The sequence below is a fragment of the Streptomyces sp. NPDC090025 genome (genome assembly GCF_044748125.1).
Lineage (GTDB): Bacteria > Actinomycetota > Actinomycetes > Streptomycetales > Streptomycetaceae > Streptomyces.
Genome location: NZ_JBIVFL010000020.1, coordinates 82,432 through 98,281 on the forward strand (window position 1 = coordinate 82,432; position 15,850 = coordinate 98,281).

Here is a 15,850-nt window from a genome sequence, read left to right on the forward strand (position 1 = left end):
CGCTACCGGTGGGCCAAATCCCGGGGGCCCCGCGCCGGGGGGGGGGGGGGGGGGCGGCCCGGGCCCCCGGGGGGGGGGGGGGGGCGGGGGCCGCCGGTCTCATCGGTGTGCCGTCACGTCAGCGGACGGGCGTCACTTGCCGAGCCAGGCGTTGTGGATCTTCAGGGTGGAGGTGTTGCCCTGCTTGTCGGTGACCACGGCCGAGAGCGAGATGCCCTGGTCCTTGGCCGGGTTCTGGACGGCGATCAGGTTGCCGCTGAGCACCGGGCTCTTGCGCCAGGTCTTGCCGCCGTCGTAACTGACGGAGACCGTCAGGGACTTGAGGTTGGCGCCGGCCGCCGAACCCTGCACGGTGAGCGGGACCAGGGCGGTGGTGTTCGCCGGGGCGCGGGTGGCCAGGTCGACGGGGGCGGTGAAGCGGACCGTGGAGACGGGCAGCTTCGTGCTGGCCGCGACCTGCTTCGAGCGGAAGGTGAAGGCGGTCTCGACCCGGGTCGAGACGGCCGCGATGTCCGCGGGGCGCTCGGCGACGGTCTCCAGGCGGTACTCGGCGTCGGCCGCGTCGACCTGGAAGGGTTCCGTGCCGGTGAGCGGGTCGGTGTTGGCGGCGAGCTTCACACCGTCGCGGTAGAGCGTGGTGGTGGCGGTGACCCGCGGGGTGTCGTCGGCGTGGCCCTGGCCGTCGGTGAAGAGCCGGACGTCGCCGACGATCCGCTGGATTCCGGTCGCCGGGTCGGGAGCGGTGCGGGTGACGCCCCGGTCGGCGTCGAGGAGCGGGCCGAAGACACCTGCGCCGAAGGTCTCGCGGTAGGTCCGGCCTGCCTCGTACCGCTGCGGCCTGGACATCTGGTAGCTGCCGTCGAAGGCCGGGTAGCCCCACTCGTCGACCGCGCCGAGCTGGTTGAAGCGGGTGAGCCAGCGGACGCCGTCGCCGGTGGAGACCAGGAAGGTACGGGTGCCGGGCGCCGCCTGCGGGGCCGAGAAGCCGTTGCCCTCGGGGGCGCCGGGCAGCTGGGCGAACGGCGAGGCCAGGATGGTCTTGCCGGGGACCGAGGCGCCGAGGCCGACCTTGACGGTGGCGAGCTCGTCGGCCTTCACGTGCCGGGTGTAGCCGGTGGAGACGGTGCCGGTCTTGCCGCCGAAGGCCACCGCGTACTGGGTGGTGGCGTCCTTCAGGAAGTGCGCGTCCCAGGTCTCGAGCAGGCTGCCGTCGGTGACCGCGGGGCCGAGGTGGGCGGTGCGGAAGCCGGTGAAGCCACGCAGCACCCAGCCGCTGCCGACGCGGCCGATGGCGGTGGCGCGCTCGTAGTAGGTGCCGCCGTAGTCGGCCCGGTCGAGGCCGGGGACGGTGAGGTCGACCGGCTTGGTGGTGCGGGCGTCGGAGGTGACGGTGGCGTCACCGGTGACCTCCAGGCGCGGCTGGGCGATCCAGTCGGTGCCCTTGGTGAAGTCGGACGGGTCCTCGTACACGGCGGTGTTGAGGGTGTACGAGCCCTTCGGCACGCGCAGCGTCTGGGCGCCGGGCTGGTTGTCGATGCGGGTCGAGTAGCCCTTGGCGGGGCCGTCGACGCCGATCAGGGTGGTGGCGTAGTTCTCGGCGTCGGCGCCGTCGCGGCCGAGGGCCTTCAGGGTGAGGGCGTACGACTCGACCTCGCGGACGGCGACGGCGGCGGTGCGCACCGAGCGGCCGTCGGCGGTGGCGGTGACGTAGCCGGTGAAGGTGCCGTCGGCGTCGCCGATCCGGGTGTCGGCGACGAGGTCGACCTCGGCCCGGCCGCCGGCCGGGACGGTCAGCCGCGATGCCCCGAGGGCGAAGAAGCCGGCGGGGGCGGGCTTCCCGGCCGGGTCGAGGGTGTTCACCGACAGGTCGAGGGTGACGTCGGTGGCGCCGAGGTTGCGGTAGGCGAGCTTCTTCGTCACCGGCTGGTCGTCGCTGTGCGGCCACGCGGCGGTGCCGTAGGTCAGGGACGTCGGCTCGGCGACCACGCTCTGGCCGAGGGCCTGGTCGGCCTGGATGCGGCCGGTGCCCTGCTGGAAGGCGGTGAGTCCGTCGGTCGGCTTGGCGGAGCCGGTCAGCGCGCCCTTCAGCTCGGCGGACTTCCAGGCGGGGTGGCGCTGCTTGAGGAGCGCCGCGGCGCCCGCCGCGTGCGGGGTCGCCATCGACGTACCGTCGATCTGGAGGTAGCCGGGGGCCGGGTGCGGGGTCTCGGGGCGGGTGTCGATCGCGCTGCCCGCGGCCGCGGCGGCCGCGATGGCGACGCCGGGGGCGGTGACGTCGGGCTTGACCGCGCCGTCGCCGACGCGCGGGCCGGTGCTGGAGAACGGGGCGAGCTTGTCGTCGCGGTCGACGGCGCCGACGGTCAGGGCGGCGTCCGCGCTGCCGGGCGAGCCGATGGTGGACGCGCCGAACTCGCCGTCGTTGCCCGCCGCGACGGCGAACAGGACGCCCTTCTCGGCGGTGAGGCGGTCGACGGTGGCTTCGAGCGGGTCGATGCCGGGGCTGTCGGGGGCGCCGAGGCTGAGGTTGACGATGTCGGCGCCCTCGGCCACGGCCCATTCCATGCCGGCGATGATGGCGGAGTCGTCGCCGAAGCCGTCGTCGTCGAGGACCTTGCCGTTGAGCAGCTTGGCGCCGGGGGCGACGCCCTTGAAGCGGCCGCCGGACTTCGCGCCGGTGCCGGCCGCGATCGAGGCGACGTGGGTGCCGTGGCCGACCCGGTCGGTGGCGTCCGGCGAGGAGGAGAAGTTCTTCTCGCCGACGACCTGGGTGCGCAGGTCGTCGTGGGTGCGGTCGACGCCGGTGTCGAGGACGGCGATGGTGACGCCGGTGCCGTCGTAGCCCGCCTGCCATGCCTTGTCGGCGCCGATCTGGCGGACGCTGCGGTCGAGGCTCGCGCCGCGCACGCCGTCGAGCCAGACCCCGGCGATGCCGGGGGCGGCGGCGCGTTCGCCGTCGCTCTTGCGGTCGGTGAGCGCGTCCCAGATCTGCGGCAGGCCGTCCTCGGGGGTACGCAGGGCGTCGGCGCCGAGCCGCGGGAAGCTGCGGCGCAGCTGGGTGTCGCCTGCGGCGCGGACCTCGGCCCGCGCGGTGGTGGCGGCGCCCGCGTAGCGGACGAGCAGCTTGAGCCCGGAGCCGTGGCTGGCGCGCAGCCGGGGGTCGGTGAGCACGCCGAGGTCGAACAGCCGCTGGTCGAGGCGGCCGGAGGCGATGAGGCGCTGGGCGTCGGCGGGGACCACCAGGGTGCGGTCGCCGACGCGCTGGATCTGTACGGGTATCCGCTCACGGCCCCTGGCGGCCTCGAAGCCCACCATGCGGCCCTTGGCGTCGACGACGACACGGTCGCCGGTGACGAGCGGGATCCGCCGGTCGCCGTCGGCGCGGAGGGTGCCGGTCGTCGCGGCGGCGGTCGCGGTGGGTGCGGAGCCCGCCGTTCTCGGGCCGTCGGTGACCGCGGTCGCGGGTGCGGTCAGTCCTGCGGTCAGGGCCACCGCGGTGGCCGCCGCGATGGTGAGGGCGCGTGGTCGTTTCGCTGGAGCGCGCAAGTCTCCCCCAGGGAGTTCGGGATCGGAGTTCGGGATCGGAGTTCGGGATCCGAAAGGTGATGGAGCGTCGGATCGAGTGTTCAGATCCGGCCATGGGGGGCATGAGCATGCCCGCCGTCGGCCCGCGCAGTATCTGAGGTCAGCGCGGTGGTGATCAACGGCGGGACAGGCGGCGGGGGTTGAAAAGCGCGATATCCGGCCACGGCGGGATCTGCCAGTGAGATGGGACCGCGACCGCACTGTGACGAACGTGTGACACGACCACGATGTCTCCGCGACACCGGTCTGGTCGGAGCGGGTCGAATCAGGCTCCGTCGCAGGCCAGTGGGCGTGCGCGGGGTGCGGCGGTACGGGACGGCGGAGGGCGGTCCTCCCTTTGGCCGTAACCGCACCATGATCGGGCGGGGGGCGGGGCCCTGCCGGGCGGACGGCAGGCGGCCGAGGCGGCGGGGGCGCTCAGTCGCCGGCCGGCCGGCGGCCGGTCCCCCACAGCCGGTCGAGGGTGGCCTCCAGGTCGCGTTCCCCGGCACGGCTCTGGGCGCCGGCGGCGAGCGCCGCCTCGATGCGGGTGTGACGCTCGGGGCGCCGGGAACACGGCGCCGAGGGCGGTGGACTCGGTGGCCAGCCGGGTGAGGAGCGGCGCGGACGGCGGCGCGGCGTCCAGGGCCTGCTTGGTCGCGGCGGCGGGCGGGGCACACGGGGCGCGGCCGTGAGGTCGTCGGCACCGGCCGGTCCGGGGCCCCGGCCCCTGCGCCCCCGGGGAGGGGCCGTCAGGCCGCGCGGCAGCGCAGCATCACCAGCGGCGGGTGGTTGAGCGCGTCCGCCCAGAAGTCCTCGCCGTACTCCTCGATCCCGGCCTCGGAGATCCGCACCGGAACCCATTCCAGGTCGGTGAACCCGGCCGACCGCAGAGCCGCCTCGTACACCTCGCGGCTCGGTACGGTGCCGAGGATGGAGATCGGCTCCGGGTCGAGCAGGGCGGTGACCCGGACGCGCGGGCCCGCCTCGGCGGTCTCGCCGGTGGGCTCGCAGCGGAAGCCGTACGACTCCAGGGAGGCGCAGTCGAAGGCGTAGTCGGGCCGCTGGGCGAAGACGAAGAACTCGCCGCCGGGCACCAGGCTGTCGTGGATGTTGCGGCACATCCGCTCCAGGCCCGCGATGTCCTCGGCGTAGTTCAGACACTGGACACCGAGGGCGATGTCGAACCGGCGGCCGGGCGCGGCCAGTTCGGCGACGTCGCCGACCTCGTACCGGATGTCGAGCGGTTCGTGGCGCTCGATCTCGCGGGCGACGTTGATCATCTCCTCGGAGATGTCGACGCCGAACACCTCGGCGGCGCCGCGCCGCTTGAACTCCCGGCTGTAGAAGCCGGTTCCGCAGGCGAGGTCGAGCACGGACCGGCCGGTCACGTCGCCGACCATGCCGAGGAAGCTCGGCACCTCGCCGAATCGGATCAGCGGCAGCGCCTTGAAGCCCTCGAACGCCTCGCCGATCCCGTCGTACTGCTGCACGCCCATGTGCCGCCCCCTCGTATCTGAATGCCTGCGCATCCCTCTTCGGTACGGGGACCGAGTCTGCTCCGGGGCGGCACGCGGGCCGTACTGGCAAACCGCACAAAGAAGTTGTTCGGGTGACCAACAGATCGCCCAAGGGTGTCGGTTCGCGGACGGTCAGCCGAAGTCGGGGATGGGGTGCGCGGGTTCGAGGGCGGCCGCGACGCGCTGGGCGAGGGTGTGGGCGCTGTGGCCGCCCGGGGCGTCCGGGCCGTCGGTGGTGGAGACGGCGATGGCGAGCCGCGCGGACGGCAGATACGCCTGGGAGGCGGAGTAGCCGAAGAACAGCGGGTGCTGGGCGATCCAGTCGCCGAGCACGAGGACGCCCGCGCCGTAGTGGGTGGCCCGGGTGTTGGCGCGGCAGACGGCCGCGGGGCAGGTCGCCGTCTGGTGGCCGAGTCCGACCGTGCCGGGGTTGAGGAGTTCACGCCGGGAGGCCGGGGAGAGCAGTTCGCCGGAGCCGATGCCCGCGGCCGAGCGGGCCAGGTCGCAGATGTCGGTGGTCTGCACGGCGCCGGGGGCGGTGGTCCACGACGGGTTCCAGTAGGTGGACTCCTCGTAGCGGCCCCGGTCGGACGAGAAGGCGTGCAGGACGGGTTCGGGGATCTCGGGGGTGAAGCTGTCGCGGGTCTCGCGCAGGCCCAGCGGCTCGGTCACCTCGTGGGCGAGGAGTTGGTCGAGCGGGGTGCGGGTGATCTTCTCCAGGGCGGCGCCGAGCAGCACGAAGTTGGCGTGCGAGTAGTTCCAGTTGGTGCCGGGGGTGTCGTACCAGCGGGGCTGGGCGGTGGCGAGCGCCACCAGCTCCTTCGCCGTCCAGTGCCGGAACACGTCGGCGGTGACGGCCTGTTGGAATGCGGGCAGCGGGACGTAGTCGGCGAGGCCGGTGGTCGAGGCGGCGAGCATCCGCAGGGTGATCCGGCGGTTGTCGGGGAGGTCGGGCAGCCAGCGGGCGACGGGGTCGTCGAGCCGGACGGCGCCCTGGTCGACGAGCCGGAGCAGTGCGGTGCCGAGATAGCTGATGGCGATGTTGCCGTTGCGGAAGTGCATGGCCGGGTCGGCGGGCACCCCGGTCATCGACTCGCCGAGGGCGGCCGTGACCACGTCCCGGTCGTCGCGGGTGACCCGCAGGATCACCGACTTGAGCCCCAGGTCCCGCTGCGCGCGCTCGGCGATCCGCAGGATCTCCCGGGCTTCGCCGTGCGCGGCGGCCCGGCCGGAGGTGGCGGTGCAGGGGTGACGGTGGCCGGAGCCGGGGCCAAGAGCCGCGCCGACGGGGCCGGGACCCGCGGCCGCGGTGCCGTGCGGGGCTCCACCCTGCGGGTCACCGCCGTGCGGGGTGCCGCTGTCGGCCGCGACGGACGGGCTCACGACGAGCACGGCCGCGAGGGCGGCGGCCGCGGCAAGCCGGGCGCGGGAGGAGCGGCGGGGGAACGCACGGGCGGGTCTCGGGCTCATGGCCGGAGTATCGGCCGGGGCTCCGCGCCGGGGACGCGGGCACGGTCCGACCCGCGCGAACGTCACCCGTCAGGCCCGTGCACCCGGCCGACACCCCCACCCGCGCACGCCTGTTCGACACCTCCCCCGGCATCGATGACGAAACCCTTACGGCGGTACGCGGACGGCGTCCGGCCGGTCGGCCCGCGCGTAACGTCCTCGGCATGCGCGTACTCGTCACCGGCGGAGCCGGTTTCATCGGTGCTCATATCGTCACGGCGCTGCGGGAGGGCGGGCACCAGCCGGTGGTGCTCGACGCGCTGCTGCCCGGCGCGCATCCGGTGGCGCCGGAGCCGCCCGCCGGGGTCGAGTTCCTGCGGACCGACGTCCGGGACCCGGAGGGCGTGCGGGCGGCGCTCGACGGGGTCGACGCGGTGTGCCACCAGGCCGCGATGGTCGGCCTCGGCAAGGACTTCGCCGACGCCCCCGCGTACGTCAGCTGCAACGACCTCGGCACCGCCGTGCTGCTCGCCGCCATGACCGAGCGCGGGGTGCGGCGGCTGGTGCTCGCCGGGTCGATGGTGGTGTACGGGGAGGGGCGGTACGAGTGCCCCGCGCACGGCGCCGTACGGCCCGGGCCCCGGCATCCCGAGGACCTGGCCGCCGGGCGGTTCGAACCGCGCTGCCCCGAGTGCGCCGCGTCCCTCTCCCCCGGCCTGGTCGGCGAGGACGCGCCGGTCGACCCGCGCAATGTGTACGCGTCGACGAAGCTGGCCCAGGAACACCTGGCGGCCTCGTGGGCGCGGGCCACGGGCGGGGCGGCGGTGTCGCTGCGCTACCACAACGTGTACGGGCCCGGGATGCCCCGGGACACCCCGTACGCGGGGGTGGCCTCGTTCTTCCGGTCGTCGCTCGCGCGCGGCGAGGCGCCCCGGGTGTTCGAGGACGGCGGCCAGCGCCGGGACTTCGTGCATGTGCGGGACGTGGCCGCCGCCAACGTGCTCGCCCTGACCGCCGGTTCGCCGGGCGGCGCGCTCACCGCGTACAACACCGGCAGCGGGGATCCCCGTACGGTCGGCGAGATGGCGGCGGCGCTGGCCGACGCCCACGGCGGGCCCGGTCCCGTCGTGACCGGCGAGTACCGGCTCGGGGACGTCCGCCACATCACCGCCGACTCCGCCCGGCTGCGGCGCGAGCTGGGGTGGCGGCCCGCCGTCGGCTTCGTGGCGGGGATGACGGAGTTCGCGCGGGCCGGGCAGCGGGCCTCCGCGGGCGTGGCGCAGGCCGAAGCGCTCACGAGCGAGCCGGCGGGTGTGGCGGCGGGTGTGGCGGCGGGTGCGGCGGTGGGGCCGACCGGCTGAGACCCGTCCCGCCCCACCGCGCACCGCACCGCCTTCGGCGGGACGGGGGACGGTCAGCCCACGGCCGCCGTCGGGAGGGTGAGTTCGAAGCGGCAGCCGCCGGGGACGTTGTGGACCTCGGCGCGGCCCGCGTGGGCCTCCACGATGCCGCGCACGATGGCCAGGCCGAGTCCGGCACCCGCCGGGCTCGGGGTACGGGCCTCGGTGCCCCGCCAGCCGGTGTCGAAGACCCGGGGCAGGTCCTCGTCGGGGATCCCGCCGCAGCCGTCGGTGACGGACAGGACGACCGCGTCGTCCCGGCGGGCGGCGGCCACCTGCACGGTGCCGTCGGCCGGGGTGTGCCGGATGGCGTTGACCAGGAGGTTGGCGAGCACCCTCGTCATCTCCTTGCCGTCCACGTCGACCGGCACGGCCTCGATCTCCTCCCCCACCAGCCGTACGCCGTGCTCGCGCGCGAGCGGGTCGGCGCCGCTCAGGGCGTCGCCCAGCAGGTCGTACACGGACATCCGGCTGGGGCTGAGGCTGAGCGCGCCCGCGTGGATGCGGGAGAGCTCGAAGAGGTCGGTGACCATGGTGGTGAGGCGCTCGACCTCGGTGCGGATCTGCCGGTGGTAGCGGGCGGGGTCGGCGGCCACGCCGTCCTCCAGGGCCTCGGCCATCGCGCGCAGACCGGCGAGCGGGGTGCGCAGGTCGTGCGAGATCCAGGCGACGAGCTCGCGGCGGGACGCTTCGAGCGAGCGCTCGCGCGCCCGCGACTCGTCGAGCTTGGCGCTGGTGGCCGCCAACTCCCGGGAGAGTGCGGCGAGTTCGGCGGTCGCCGCGCCGTCGGGGGCGGCGAAGCTGCCGCCGTCGCCGAAGGCGCGGGCGGCGCGGGTGAGCGCCCGGCTGCGGGCGACGACCCAGCGGCCGAGGACGAGCGCGGTGCCGAGCGAGACGAGGGCCGCCATGGCGACGACGACGGTCACCACCCACAGGTCGTGGGAGGACAGGAACATCGCCTGGGCGACGGCGAGGGTGCCGGCGAGCATCGCGGTGACGGTGACGGCGGCGACCACGGTCAGCGAGACGGCGACCGAACGGTGCCGGACGAGGCGCAGCACGACCGCTCCGGCGAGTCCGGCGCAGGCGGCGCCGCCGAGCGCGAAGAGGGCGATGAGGAGGACGTCGTTCATGCCGCGCCTTCCGTGCGGGCCCCGGCCTGGTGGGGCTGGCGAGGTTCCTGGGGCGGGTGCGGCGGGTAGGGCGGGTGGGACTGGTCACGGTGTACGGTCGCGGCTCCGGCGGCTCGCTCCGCACCCGGCCCGACCGGCTCCGCACCCGCCGCAGCCGACTCACCCTCATCGCCCGCCCCGCCCGCATCGGCGGCGGCGTCCGGCTCGGGTTCGAAGCGGTAGCCGACGCCCCACACCGTCTGGATCAGCCGCGGCCGGGCCGCGTCCTGCTCGATCTTGGCGCGCAGGCGGCGGACGTGGACGGTGACCGTGGACAGGTCGCCGAAGTCCCAGCCCCACACCCGTCGCATCAGGTCCTCCCGGCCGTGCGCCACCCTGGGGTGCTCCAGGAAGTGCGCGAGGAGGTCGAACTCCCGCAGGGTGAGGGCGAGTTCGGTGCCTGAGCGATACGCCCTGCGGGTCTCCTGGTCGACCACCAGGTCGGCGGCGCGCAGCACCGGACGGGGCGCCGCGCCGGGCCCTCTGGCGCCGCTCCTGCGCAGCACGGACTCGACCCGCAGGACCAGTTCGCGCGGGCTGAACGGCTTGGTGACGTAGTCGTCCGCGCCGACCTCGAGGCCGGTGATCCGGTCCTCCTCGTCGCCCCGCGCGGTGAGCATGATCACCGGGATCGGGCCTTCGGCGCGCAGCCGCCGGCAGACCTCGAGGCCGTCGATGCCGGGCAGCATCAGGTCGAGGACGACCAGGTCGGGGCGGTGTCCGGCCGCCCGGCGCAGCGCGTCGGGGCCGTCGGGGGCGCGCTCGACGGCGTACCCGGCCCGCTCCAGGTAGCCGGTGACCACCTCGGCGACCGTGGGGTCGTCGTCGACCACAAGGATCCGTGCCCGGCCGTGCGGCGGGGCGCTGCGCTCGTTCATGCCGGACAGCGTCGCACTCCCGCGCCCGGGGCACCACGGCCACCCCTGGGGGCGGTGGGGTGATGTCCGCGTTTCGTAAGGTCTCACGGGCCCTCGACCGGCCCCGTGATTCCTACGGTGGGACGCGTGACACCCGTGACCACCGTAGATGTCGTCCTTCCCTGTCTCGACGAGGCCGAGGCGCTGCCCTGGGTCCTGGCCCGCGTGCCCGCGGGCTGGCGTGCGATCGTCGTCGACAACGGTTCCACCGACGGCTCCGCCCAGCTGGCCGCCGCGCTCGGCGCCACCGTCGTCCATGAGTCCCGGCGCGGCTTCGGCGCCGCCTGCCACGCCGGGCTGAGCGCCGCGCGGGCCGAGTTCGTCTGCTTCTGCGACTGCGACGCCTCGCTCGACCCGGGCCTGCTGCCCGGGCTCGTGGAGCTCGTGGCCGGGGGCGCGGCCGATCTCGTCCTCGGCAGACGCCGCCCGACGGAGCGCGGCGCCTGGCCCGCGCACGCCCGGGCCGGGAACCTCGCCCTGTCGCGGCTGCTGCGCCGCCGCACCGGTCTGCGGATCGGCGACCTCGGCCCGATGCGGGCCGCGCGGCGCGAGGCGCTGCTCGGCCTCGACCTGACCGACCGGCGCAGCGGCTATCCGCTGCAGATGGTGGTCCGCGCCGCCGACGACGGCTGGCGGGTGCGGGAGGTCGACGTGCCGTACCTGCCGCGCGCGGGCCGGTCGAAGGTGACCGGGACCTGGCGGGGCACCTGGCAGGCGGTGCGTGACATGAGCCGGGTGCTCGACGAGCCTCGCCGGGTGCCGGTGGCGCCGGTGCGCTCCGGCCGCGCCGCCCTCCCCGTACCTCCCCCGCTGTCCGTACCGCCGCTGTCCGTTCCACCACTGTCCGGAGGTGAGCGCCCGTGACCGCGCTGACGCTGCTCGTCATCGCCAAGGAGCCGCTGCCCGGGCGGGTGAAGACCCGGCTGACGCCGCCCTTCACCCCGGAGCAGGCCGCGTCGCTCGCCGAGGCCGCGCTCGTCGACACGCTTCGCGTGCTGGCCAGGGTGCCCGCGCGGCGGCGCGTGCTGGTGCTCGACGGGGTGCCGGGGCCGTGGGCGCCGCCGGGGTTCGAGGTGGTGCCGCAGGTGGGCGGGGGGCTCGATGTGCGGCTCGCCGCCGCCTTCGGCGGGTGCGCGGGGCCCGCGCTGCTCGTCGGGATGGACACCCCGCAGCTCACCCCCGCGCTGCTGGCCCCGGCTCTCGACCTCGGGACGCCGGACGGCCATGACGCCTGGTTCGGGCCCGCCGACGACGGCGGGTTCTGGGCGCTGGGGCTCGCCGTGCCCGATCCCGCGTTGCTGCTCGGCGTGCCGATGTCGCGGTCCGACACCGGTGCCGTGCAGTACGCGCGGCTGCGGGCCGCGGGTCTGCGGGTGGGGATGCTGCCGGTGCTGACGGACGTGGACACGGCGGCCGACGCCCGGCTGGTGGCCGCCGAGGCGCCCCGTACCGGATTCGCCGCCCGGCTCACCGCGCTCGCCGCATCCTCCGACGCTGCCGCTGCCGCCGCCCTGGCGGTGGGCCGGTGACCGCGGCGACGGCCTGGTGCGCCGATCCGTACGACGACGCGCTGCGCACCGGGCAGGGCCCGCTGTTCCTGTCCCGGGGCGACGGGTGGCTGCTGCCGCTCGACGTCGAGCGCTGGTGCGAGGCGCCCGACCGGGCCGACCGGCGGGTGCTGGCGCGGTGCCGGGGGGCGGTGCTCGACATCGGCTGCGGGCCGGGGCGGCTCGTGGCGGCGCTGGCCGCCGAGGGCGGCCGCGCGCTCGGCATCGACGTGAGTCCGGAGGCCGTCGAGCGCACCATACGGCTCGGCGGCAGCGCGCTGCTCCGGTCGGTGTTCGAGCCGTTGCCCGCGGAGGGACGGTGGGACACCGCGCTGCTCATCGACGGCAACATCGGCATCGGCGGCGACCCCACCGCCCTGCTCGCCCGGCTCCGGCAGGTGGTGGCGCGGCACGGCGTGGTGATCGCCGAGTGCGCCCCGGTGGAACTGGACGAGCGCTTCGAGGTACGGGTGGACGACGGCCGCGGCTGGCGCGGCGCGCCGTTCCCGTGGGCACGGGTGGGTGCCCGGGCGCTCGCGGCGCACGCGGCCCGGGCGGGCTGGGCGGTCACGGGACGCTGGTCCCTGGCCGGCCGTCACTTCATGGAGCTGTCCCCGGAGTCGGCCTCGCCGTCGGGGCCGGTGCCGGGTCCGGTGCCGGGTCCGCCGTCGGGGCCGTCGGTCCGGGTGGTGGCGCTCCCCGCGCCGGCCGCGGGCTGAGTCCGCCCCCGCGCCTGTCGTACGAGGAGCAGCGCGGCCGTCAGTACGGCGACGGCCGCGAGGCAGATCGCCAGGTTGCGCCCGTACGGCAGGGGCAGGGCGGACGGGTTGGGCGGTGCGCCCGGGCGAAGCAGCAGGGGCAGCGTGATGAACACCAGAGCGCCCGCCGTGATCAGTCCGCCGCGCAGCACGCCCCGGGCCCGGCGGCCGACCAGGAGCAGGCCGACGGCGAGCACCAGCGGGGCGATCAGACCGTCGTGCAGCACGACGGCACCGGCCAGCCAGATCGCCACCTGCCAGGGCGCGGGCTGGTCGAGCACCAGCCAGGCGCCGATGCCGATGAGGACGGTACCGAGGACGCCGACGCCGTAGCGGAGGAGCAGCGCGGCCGGGTTGCGGACGGCGGCCGGTGGCGGCGCGGAGTCCCCCTGGCGGTCCGTGGGTTCGCGGTGCGCGGGGTGGTCGTGGTCCGTGGGGTCGTGGTCCGTCAGGTCGTGGTCCGTGGGGTCGTGGTTCACAGCACCTCCAGGCGGTGCACCCATTTGGTCTGCAGGACGCCGGGCCGGTTGGGGGCGATGATCCGGGCCGGGAAGCCGTGGTCGAGGGAGAGCCGCTGCCCGTTGAGGGCGAGCGCGAGCAGGGTCGACGGGTCGTCGGCGTACGTGGCGCCCATGTCCATCACCCGGTAGGAGCCGCTGACTTCGAGCGAGGTCACGCGCAGCGCCGCCCGGCCCGGGTCGCCGCCCGCGCGGACGATGAGGTCGCGGACGCGTACGCCCTCCCAGTCCGCGTTGACGCTCCAGCCCTCCACGCAGGCGATGGGCAGCCTGACCCGGGAGAGCGGCAGAGCGCGCAGGTCGTCGAGGGTCAGGGTGTACGGGCGGGGGCCGAGGACCTCCAGGCGCCAGCCGCCGAGCCGGGCGGCGGTGACCCCGGCGGCAGCCGCGGTCCGGTTGACCGGGAGGCCCTGCGGGCCGTGGTCGGGCTGGCGCGGGGCCAGCAGGTCCAGGGACTTCAGCGGGGTGAACGACTGGCCGACGGTCGTCAGGGTGACCGCGCCGACGGCGGCGCCCATGCCGAGCAGCAGGGAGCGGCGGTCGGGCGCGTCGGCCTCGGGCAGCTCCAAGGTGCCGGGCGAGCGGTGGCTCCAATGGGCCACGATCTCGGGGGACTTGACGGCGATGTGCAGCAGCAGCGCGCCGGTGACCAGCCAGCCGACCGCGAAGTGGACCGGGACGAAGGAGAACGGCCAGGGGTACCACTCGACGATGTTGAGGAGCCCCGTCACGAGTTCGAAGACGGCGGCGGCGACGAGCAGCGCGATCGAGAGGCGTTCCAGGGCGTGCCGTACCGAGCGGACCGGCGGCCATGCGAAGAGGCGCGGGTACACCGCCCACAGTTTCACCAGGAGCAGCACGATCGCGGCGAGCCCGGAGGCCACGTGGAGGCCCTGGGTGAAGCGGTAGCCCCAGGCGGGGCGGGCGGGCAGGTCGTCGGCGAGCCAGCCGGGCGGGTGCTGGAGGTAGTGGCTGACCAGGCCGGTCAGGAAGCACACGAGGAAGGCGAGGCCGAGCCAGCGGCCGACGGCGGTCGCCGTCCTGGGGTCGTGCAGCCGTCCGTGGAAGACGGGCAGCGGTACGGGCGGCGGGTGGCCCTCGGCGTCGGCCGCGGGGGCGGCGGACGGGTCCGCGGCGGGGGTGCGGCGGAGTCCTGGCAGTCGTACGGCGGGCGGGAAGCGGCGCCGCGGCCCGGGTTCGGGCAGGCGGGAGGTCATGCCGTCCATGACACCGCCGGGGGCGCGGTCGTGGGGGGTCCGACACCTTACGAAACCCGAACGCCCCGCCCGGTCGGTCGGATGGCCCCGTGCGGCGCTGGCAGGCTGCGGCCATGCCCCACGTACCTGAGCCCACCCCTGTCCCCGTTCCTGTCCCCGTTCCTGGTCCCGTTCCCGTACCCCCGGCCGGGCGAGCCGGACCTCCCGGTCCCGCGAGCCGGTCGGGCACCCGGGTTCCGTCGTGGGCCGCACCGCCGCCGAGGGCGCGGGGGCGGGCCCGGGGGCGCGGTGTCCTCGCCGTCGTGGTGGCCTCGGTGCTGCTCGCGGCGCTGGCCGCGGTGCTCGGCGGGCTGCTCGGCGCGGAGCGGCGCGGGGTGGGTTTCCTCGCCGGGTACGGGTGGGCCTGGGCGTTGTTCGTGGCTGCCGTGGCGGCGTTGTGGCGGGTGCCCCGGCGGGCGGTGGTGCCGTTGCTGCTCGCGGGGGCGGTCGCCGTCACCGTGACGGGGCTCGCCGGGCCGCCGCGTACCAGCACGGACTCGTTCCGCTACGCCTGGGACGGGCGGGTGCAGGCCGCCGGGATCTCGCCGTACGACCACGCTCCCGCCGACGCCGAACTGCGCCCGCTGCGCGACGCCTGGCTGTTCCCCGACGCCGACACCTGCGCGCGGGGCCGCGATCTCGCCGGGCTCGGCGACGGGCGGTGCACCCGGATCAACCGGCCCGCCGTGCACACCATCTACCCGCCCGCCGCCGAGGGCTGGTTCCTTCTGGTGCACGCCGTCTCGCCGGACGGCGTCCGCCACAAGGCGCTGCAGACGGGCGGCGCCGTGCTCGCCCTCGCGGTCACCGGGCTGCTGGTGGGGGCGCTGCGGCGGCGGGGCGGCGACCCGCGCCGGGCGGCGTGGTGGGCGTGGTGCCCCGCCGTGCCGGTGGAGGGGGTGAACAACGCCCATGTCGATGTGCTTGCGGTGCTGTTCGGGGTGGCGGGCCTTGTGGTGGTGGCCCGGCGCCCTGGGGTCGGGGGCGCGCTGATCGGGCTCGGGATCGCGGCGAAGATGCTGCCCGCGGTGCTGCTTCCGGGGGCGCTGTCCGGGGTGTGGCCGCGGGCGCTCGACGGCGCCGACCGGCGTGACCGGCGTGCGGCGCCGCGGCGGGTGGCGGCGGTGCTCGGGGCGGCGGCCGGGGTCGTCGGGGCGCTGTATCTGCCGTACGTGCTGCTCTCCCAGGGGTCGGTGCTCGGCTATCTCGGCGGGTACGCGCAGGAGGAGGGGTACGACGACGCGGCGGCCGGCGGCCGGTACGTGCTGCTGCGGCTCGTGCTGCCGGACGGCCTGGCGCTGCCCGCCGCGCTGGCCGGTGTCGCGCTGGTGTCGCTCCGGGTTCTGGTGCGCGGGGACGCCGAACGGCCGTGGCGTGGCGCCCTGGTGACGACCGGGGTGGCGTTCCTGCTGCTCACGCCGGGCTATTCGTGGTACGCGCTGCTGCTGATCGCCCTGGTGGCCCTGGACGGGCGCGCGGAGTGGCTGGGGGTGCCGGTGGCGGGCGCGGTGGCCTATCTCGCGGGTCCTGTGCTCGCGAGCTGGGTGATGCCGGTGGTGTGGGGGGCCGCGGCGGTCGCGGCGGGCGTGGGGTGGTGGGTGCGGGCCGGGCGGGGCGCGGCGGGGCGCCAAGTGCCGTATGAGCGGGCCGGGAAGCCATAAGCGGATAGGTCATCCGTATGCGTGGTACGGTTTCGGCGGATCGAAACGGATGACCTATCCGAATCGATCGCATCGAGCTGCTTCTCGATCC

Annotated in this window: 11 protein-coding genes; 5 read left to right on the plus strand and 6 right to left on the minus strand. The window is 75.6% G+C overall.

Features of this window, described 5'->3' with window-relative positions; genetic code table 11:
- Positions 1–132: 132 nt before the first annotated feature.
- The 3 genes from ACIPXM_RS32590 to ACIPXM_RS32600 all read right to left on the minus strand — a co-directional run bounded on the left by ACIPXM_RS32590 (position 133) and on the right by ACIPXM_RS32600 (position 6,551).
- Complete coding sequence (locus ACIPXM_RS32590; protein ID WP_401662998.1) at positions 133–3,543, minus strand: S8 family peptidase; 3,411 nt, start codon at positions 3,541–3,543, stop codon at positions 133–135.
- A gap of 770 nt (positions 3,544–4,313) precedes the next feature.
- Positions 4,314–5,060, minus strand: a complete 747-nt coding sequence (locus ACIPXM_RS32595) for a class I SAM-dependent methyltransferase (protein ID WP_401663000.1) — start codon at positions 5,058–5,060, stop codon at positions 4,314–4,316.
- Between the two features lie 153 nt (positions 5,061–5,213).
- Positions 5,214–6,551, minus strand: a complete 1,338-nt coding sequence (locus tag ACIPXM_RS32600; protein WP_401663002.1) for a serine hydrolase domain-containing protein — start codon at positions 6,549–6,551, stop codon at positions 5,214–5,216.
- Between the two features lie 203 nt (positions 6,552–6,754).
- Between ACIPXM_RS32600 and ACIPXM_RS32605 the strand changes: the two genes are divergently transcribed.
- The gene (locus ACIPXM_RS32605) at positions 6,755–7,891 is read left to right on the plus strand and encodes an NAD-dependent epimerase/dehydratase family protein (RefSeq protein ID WP_401663004.1); all 1,137 of its coding nucleotides are present in this window, start codon (positions 6,755–6,757) and stop codon (positions 7,889–7,891) included.
- A gap of 53 nt (positions 7,892–7,944) precedes the next feature.
- Here ACIPXM_RS32605 and ACIPXM_RS32610 read toward each other — a convergent pair whose 3' ends face one another.
- Together ACIPXM_RS32610 and ACIPXM_RS32615 are read right to left on the minus strand one after the other, a co-directional pair.
- The gene (locus ACIPXM_RS32610) at positions 7,945–9,063 is read right to left on the minus strand and encodes a sensor histidine kinase (protein ID WP_401663006.1); all 1,119 of its coding nucleotides are present in this window, start codon (positions 9,061–9,063) and stop codon (positions 7,945–7,947) included.
- The gene (locus ACIPXM_RS32615) at positions 9,060–9,980 is read right to left on the minus strand and encodes a response regulator transcription factor (RefSeq protein ID WP_401663008.1); all 921 of its coding nucleotides are present in this window, start codon (positions 9,978–9,980) and stop codon (positions 9,060–9,062) included. The genes ACIPXM_RS32610 and ACIPXM_RS32615 overlap by 4 nt, the downstream gene beginning before the upstream one ends.
- 117 nt (positions 9,981–10,097) lie before the next feature.
- Here ACIPXM_RS32615 and ACIPXM_RS32620 point away from each other — a divergent pair, with 117 nt between their 5' ends.
- From ACIPXM_RS32620 to ACIPXM_RS32630, 3 genes are read left to right on the plus strand one after another with little or no spacing between them, the layout of a single operon-like run.
- Positions 10,098–10,883 carry a glycosyltransferase family 2 protein gene (locus tag ACIPXM_RS32620; RefSeq protein WP_401663010.1) on the plus strand — a complete coding sequence of 262 codons (786 nt, stop codon included), beginning with the start codon at positions 10,098–10,100 and terminating at the stop codon, positions 10,881–10,883.
- Positions 10,880–11,548 carry a DUF2064 domain-containing protein gene (locus ACIPXM_RS32625; RefSeq protein WP_401663012.1) on the plus strand — a complete coding sequence of 223 codons (669 nt, stop codon included), beginning with the start codon at positions 10,880–10,882 and terminating at the stop codon, positions 11,546–11,548. The genes ACIPXM_RS32620 and ACIPXM_RS32625 overlap by 4 nt, the downstream gene beginning before the upstream one ends.
- A complete protein-coding gene (locus ACIPXM_RS32630) occupies positions 11,545–12,285 on the plus strand; it encodes a methyltransferase domain-containing protein (protein WP_401663014.1) in 741 nt (246 codons plus the stop codon). The genes ACIPXM_RS32625 and ACIPXM_RS32630 overlap by 4 nt, the downstream gene beginning before the upstream one ends.
- Positions 12,286–12,799: 514 nt before the next feature.
- Here ACIPXM_RS32630 and ACIPXM_RS32635 read toward each other — a convergent pair.
- The gene (locus tag ACIPXM_RS32635) at positions 12,800–14,059 is read right to left on the minus strand and encodes a molybdopterin-dependent oxidoreductase (protein WP_401663016.1); all 1,260 of its coding nucleotides are present in this window, start codon (positions 14,057–14,059) and stop codon (positions 12,800–12,802) included.
- Between the two features lie 302 nt (positions 14,060–14,361).
- On the opposite strand from ACIPXM_RS32635, the gene ACIPXM_RS32640 reads away from it, so the two are divergent.
- Complete coding sequence (locus tag ACIPXM_RS32640) at positions 14,362–15,759, plus strand: glycosyltransferase 87 family protein (RefSeq protein ID WP_401663018.1); 1,398 nt, start codon at positions 14,362–14,364, stop codon at positions 15,757–15,759.
- Positions 15,760–15,850: the final 91 nt, after the last annotated feature.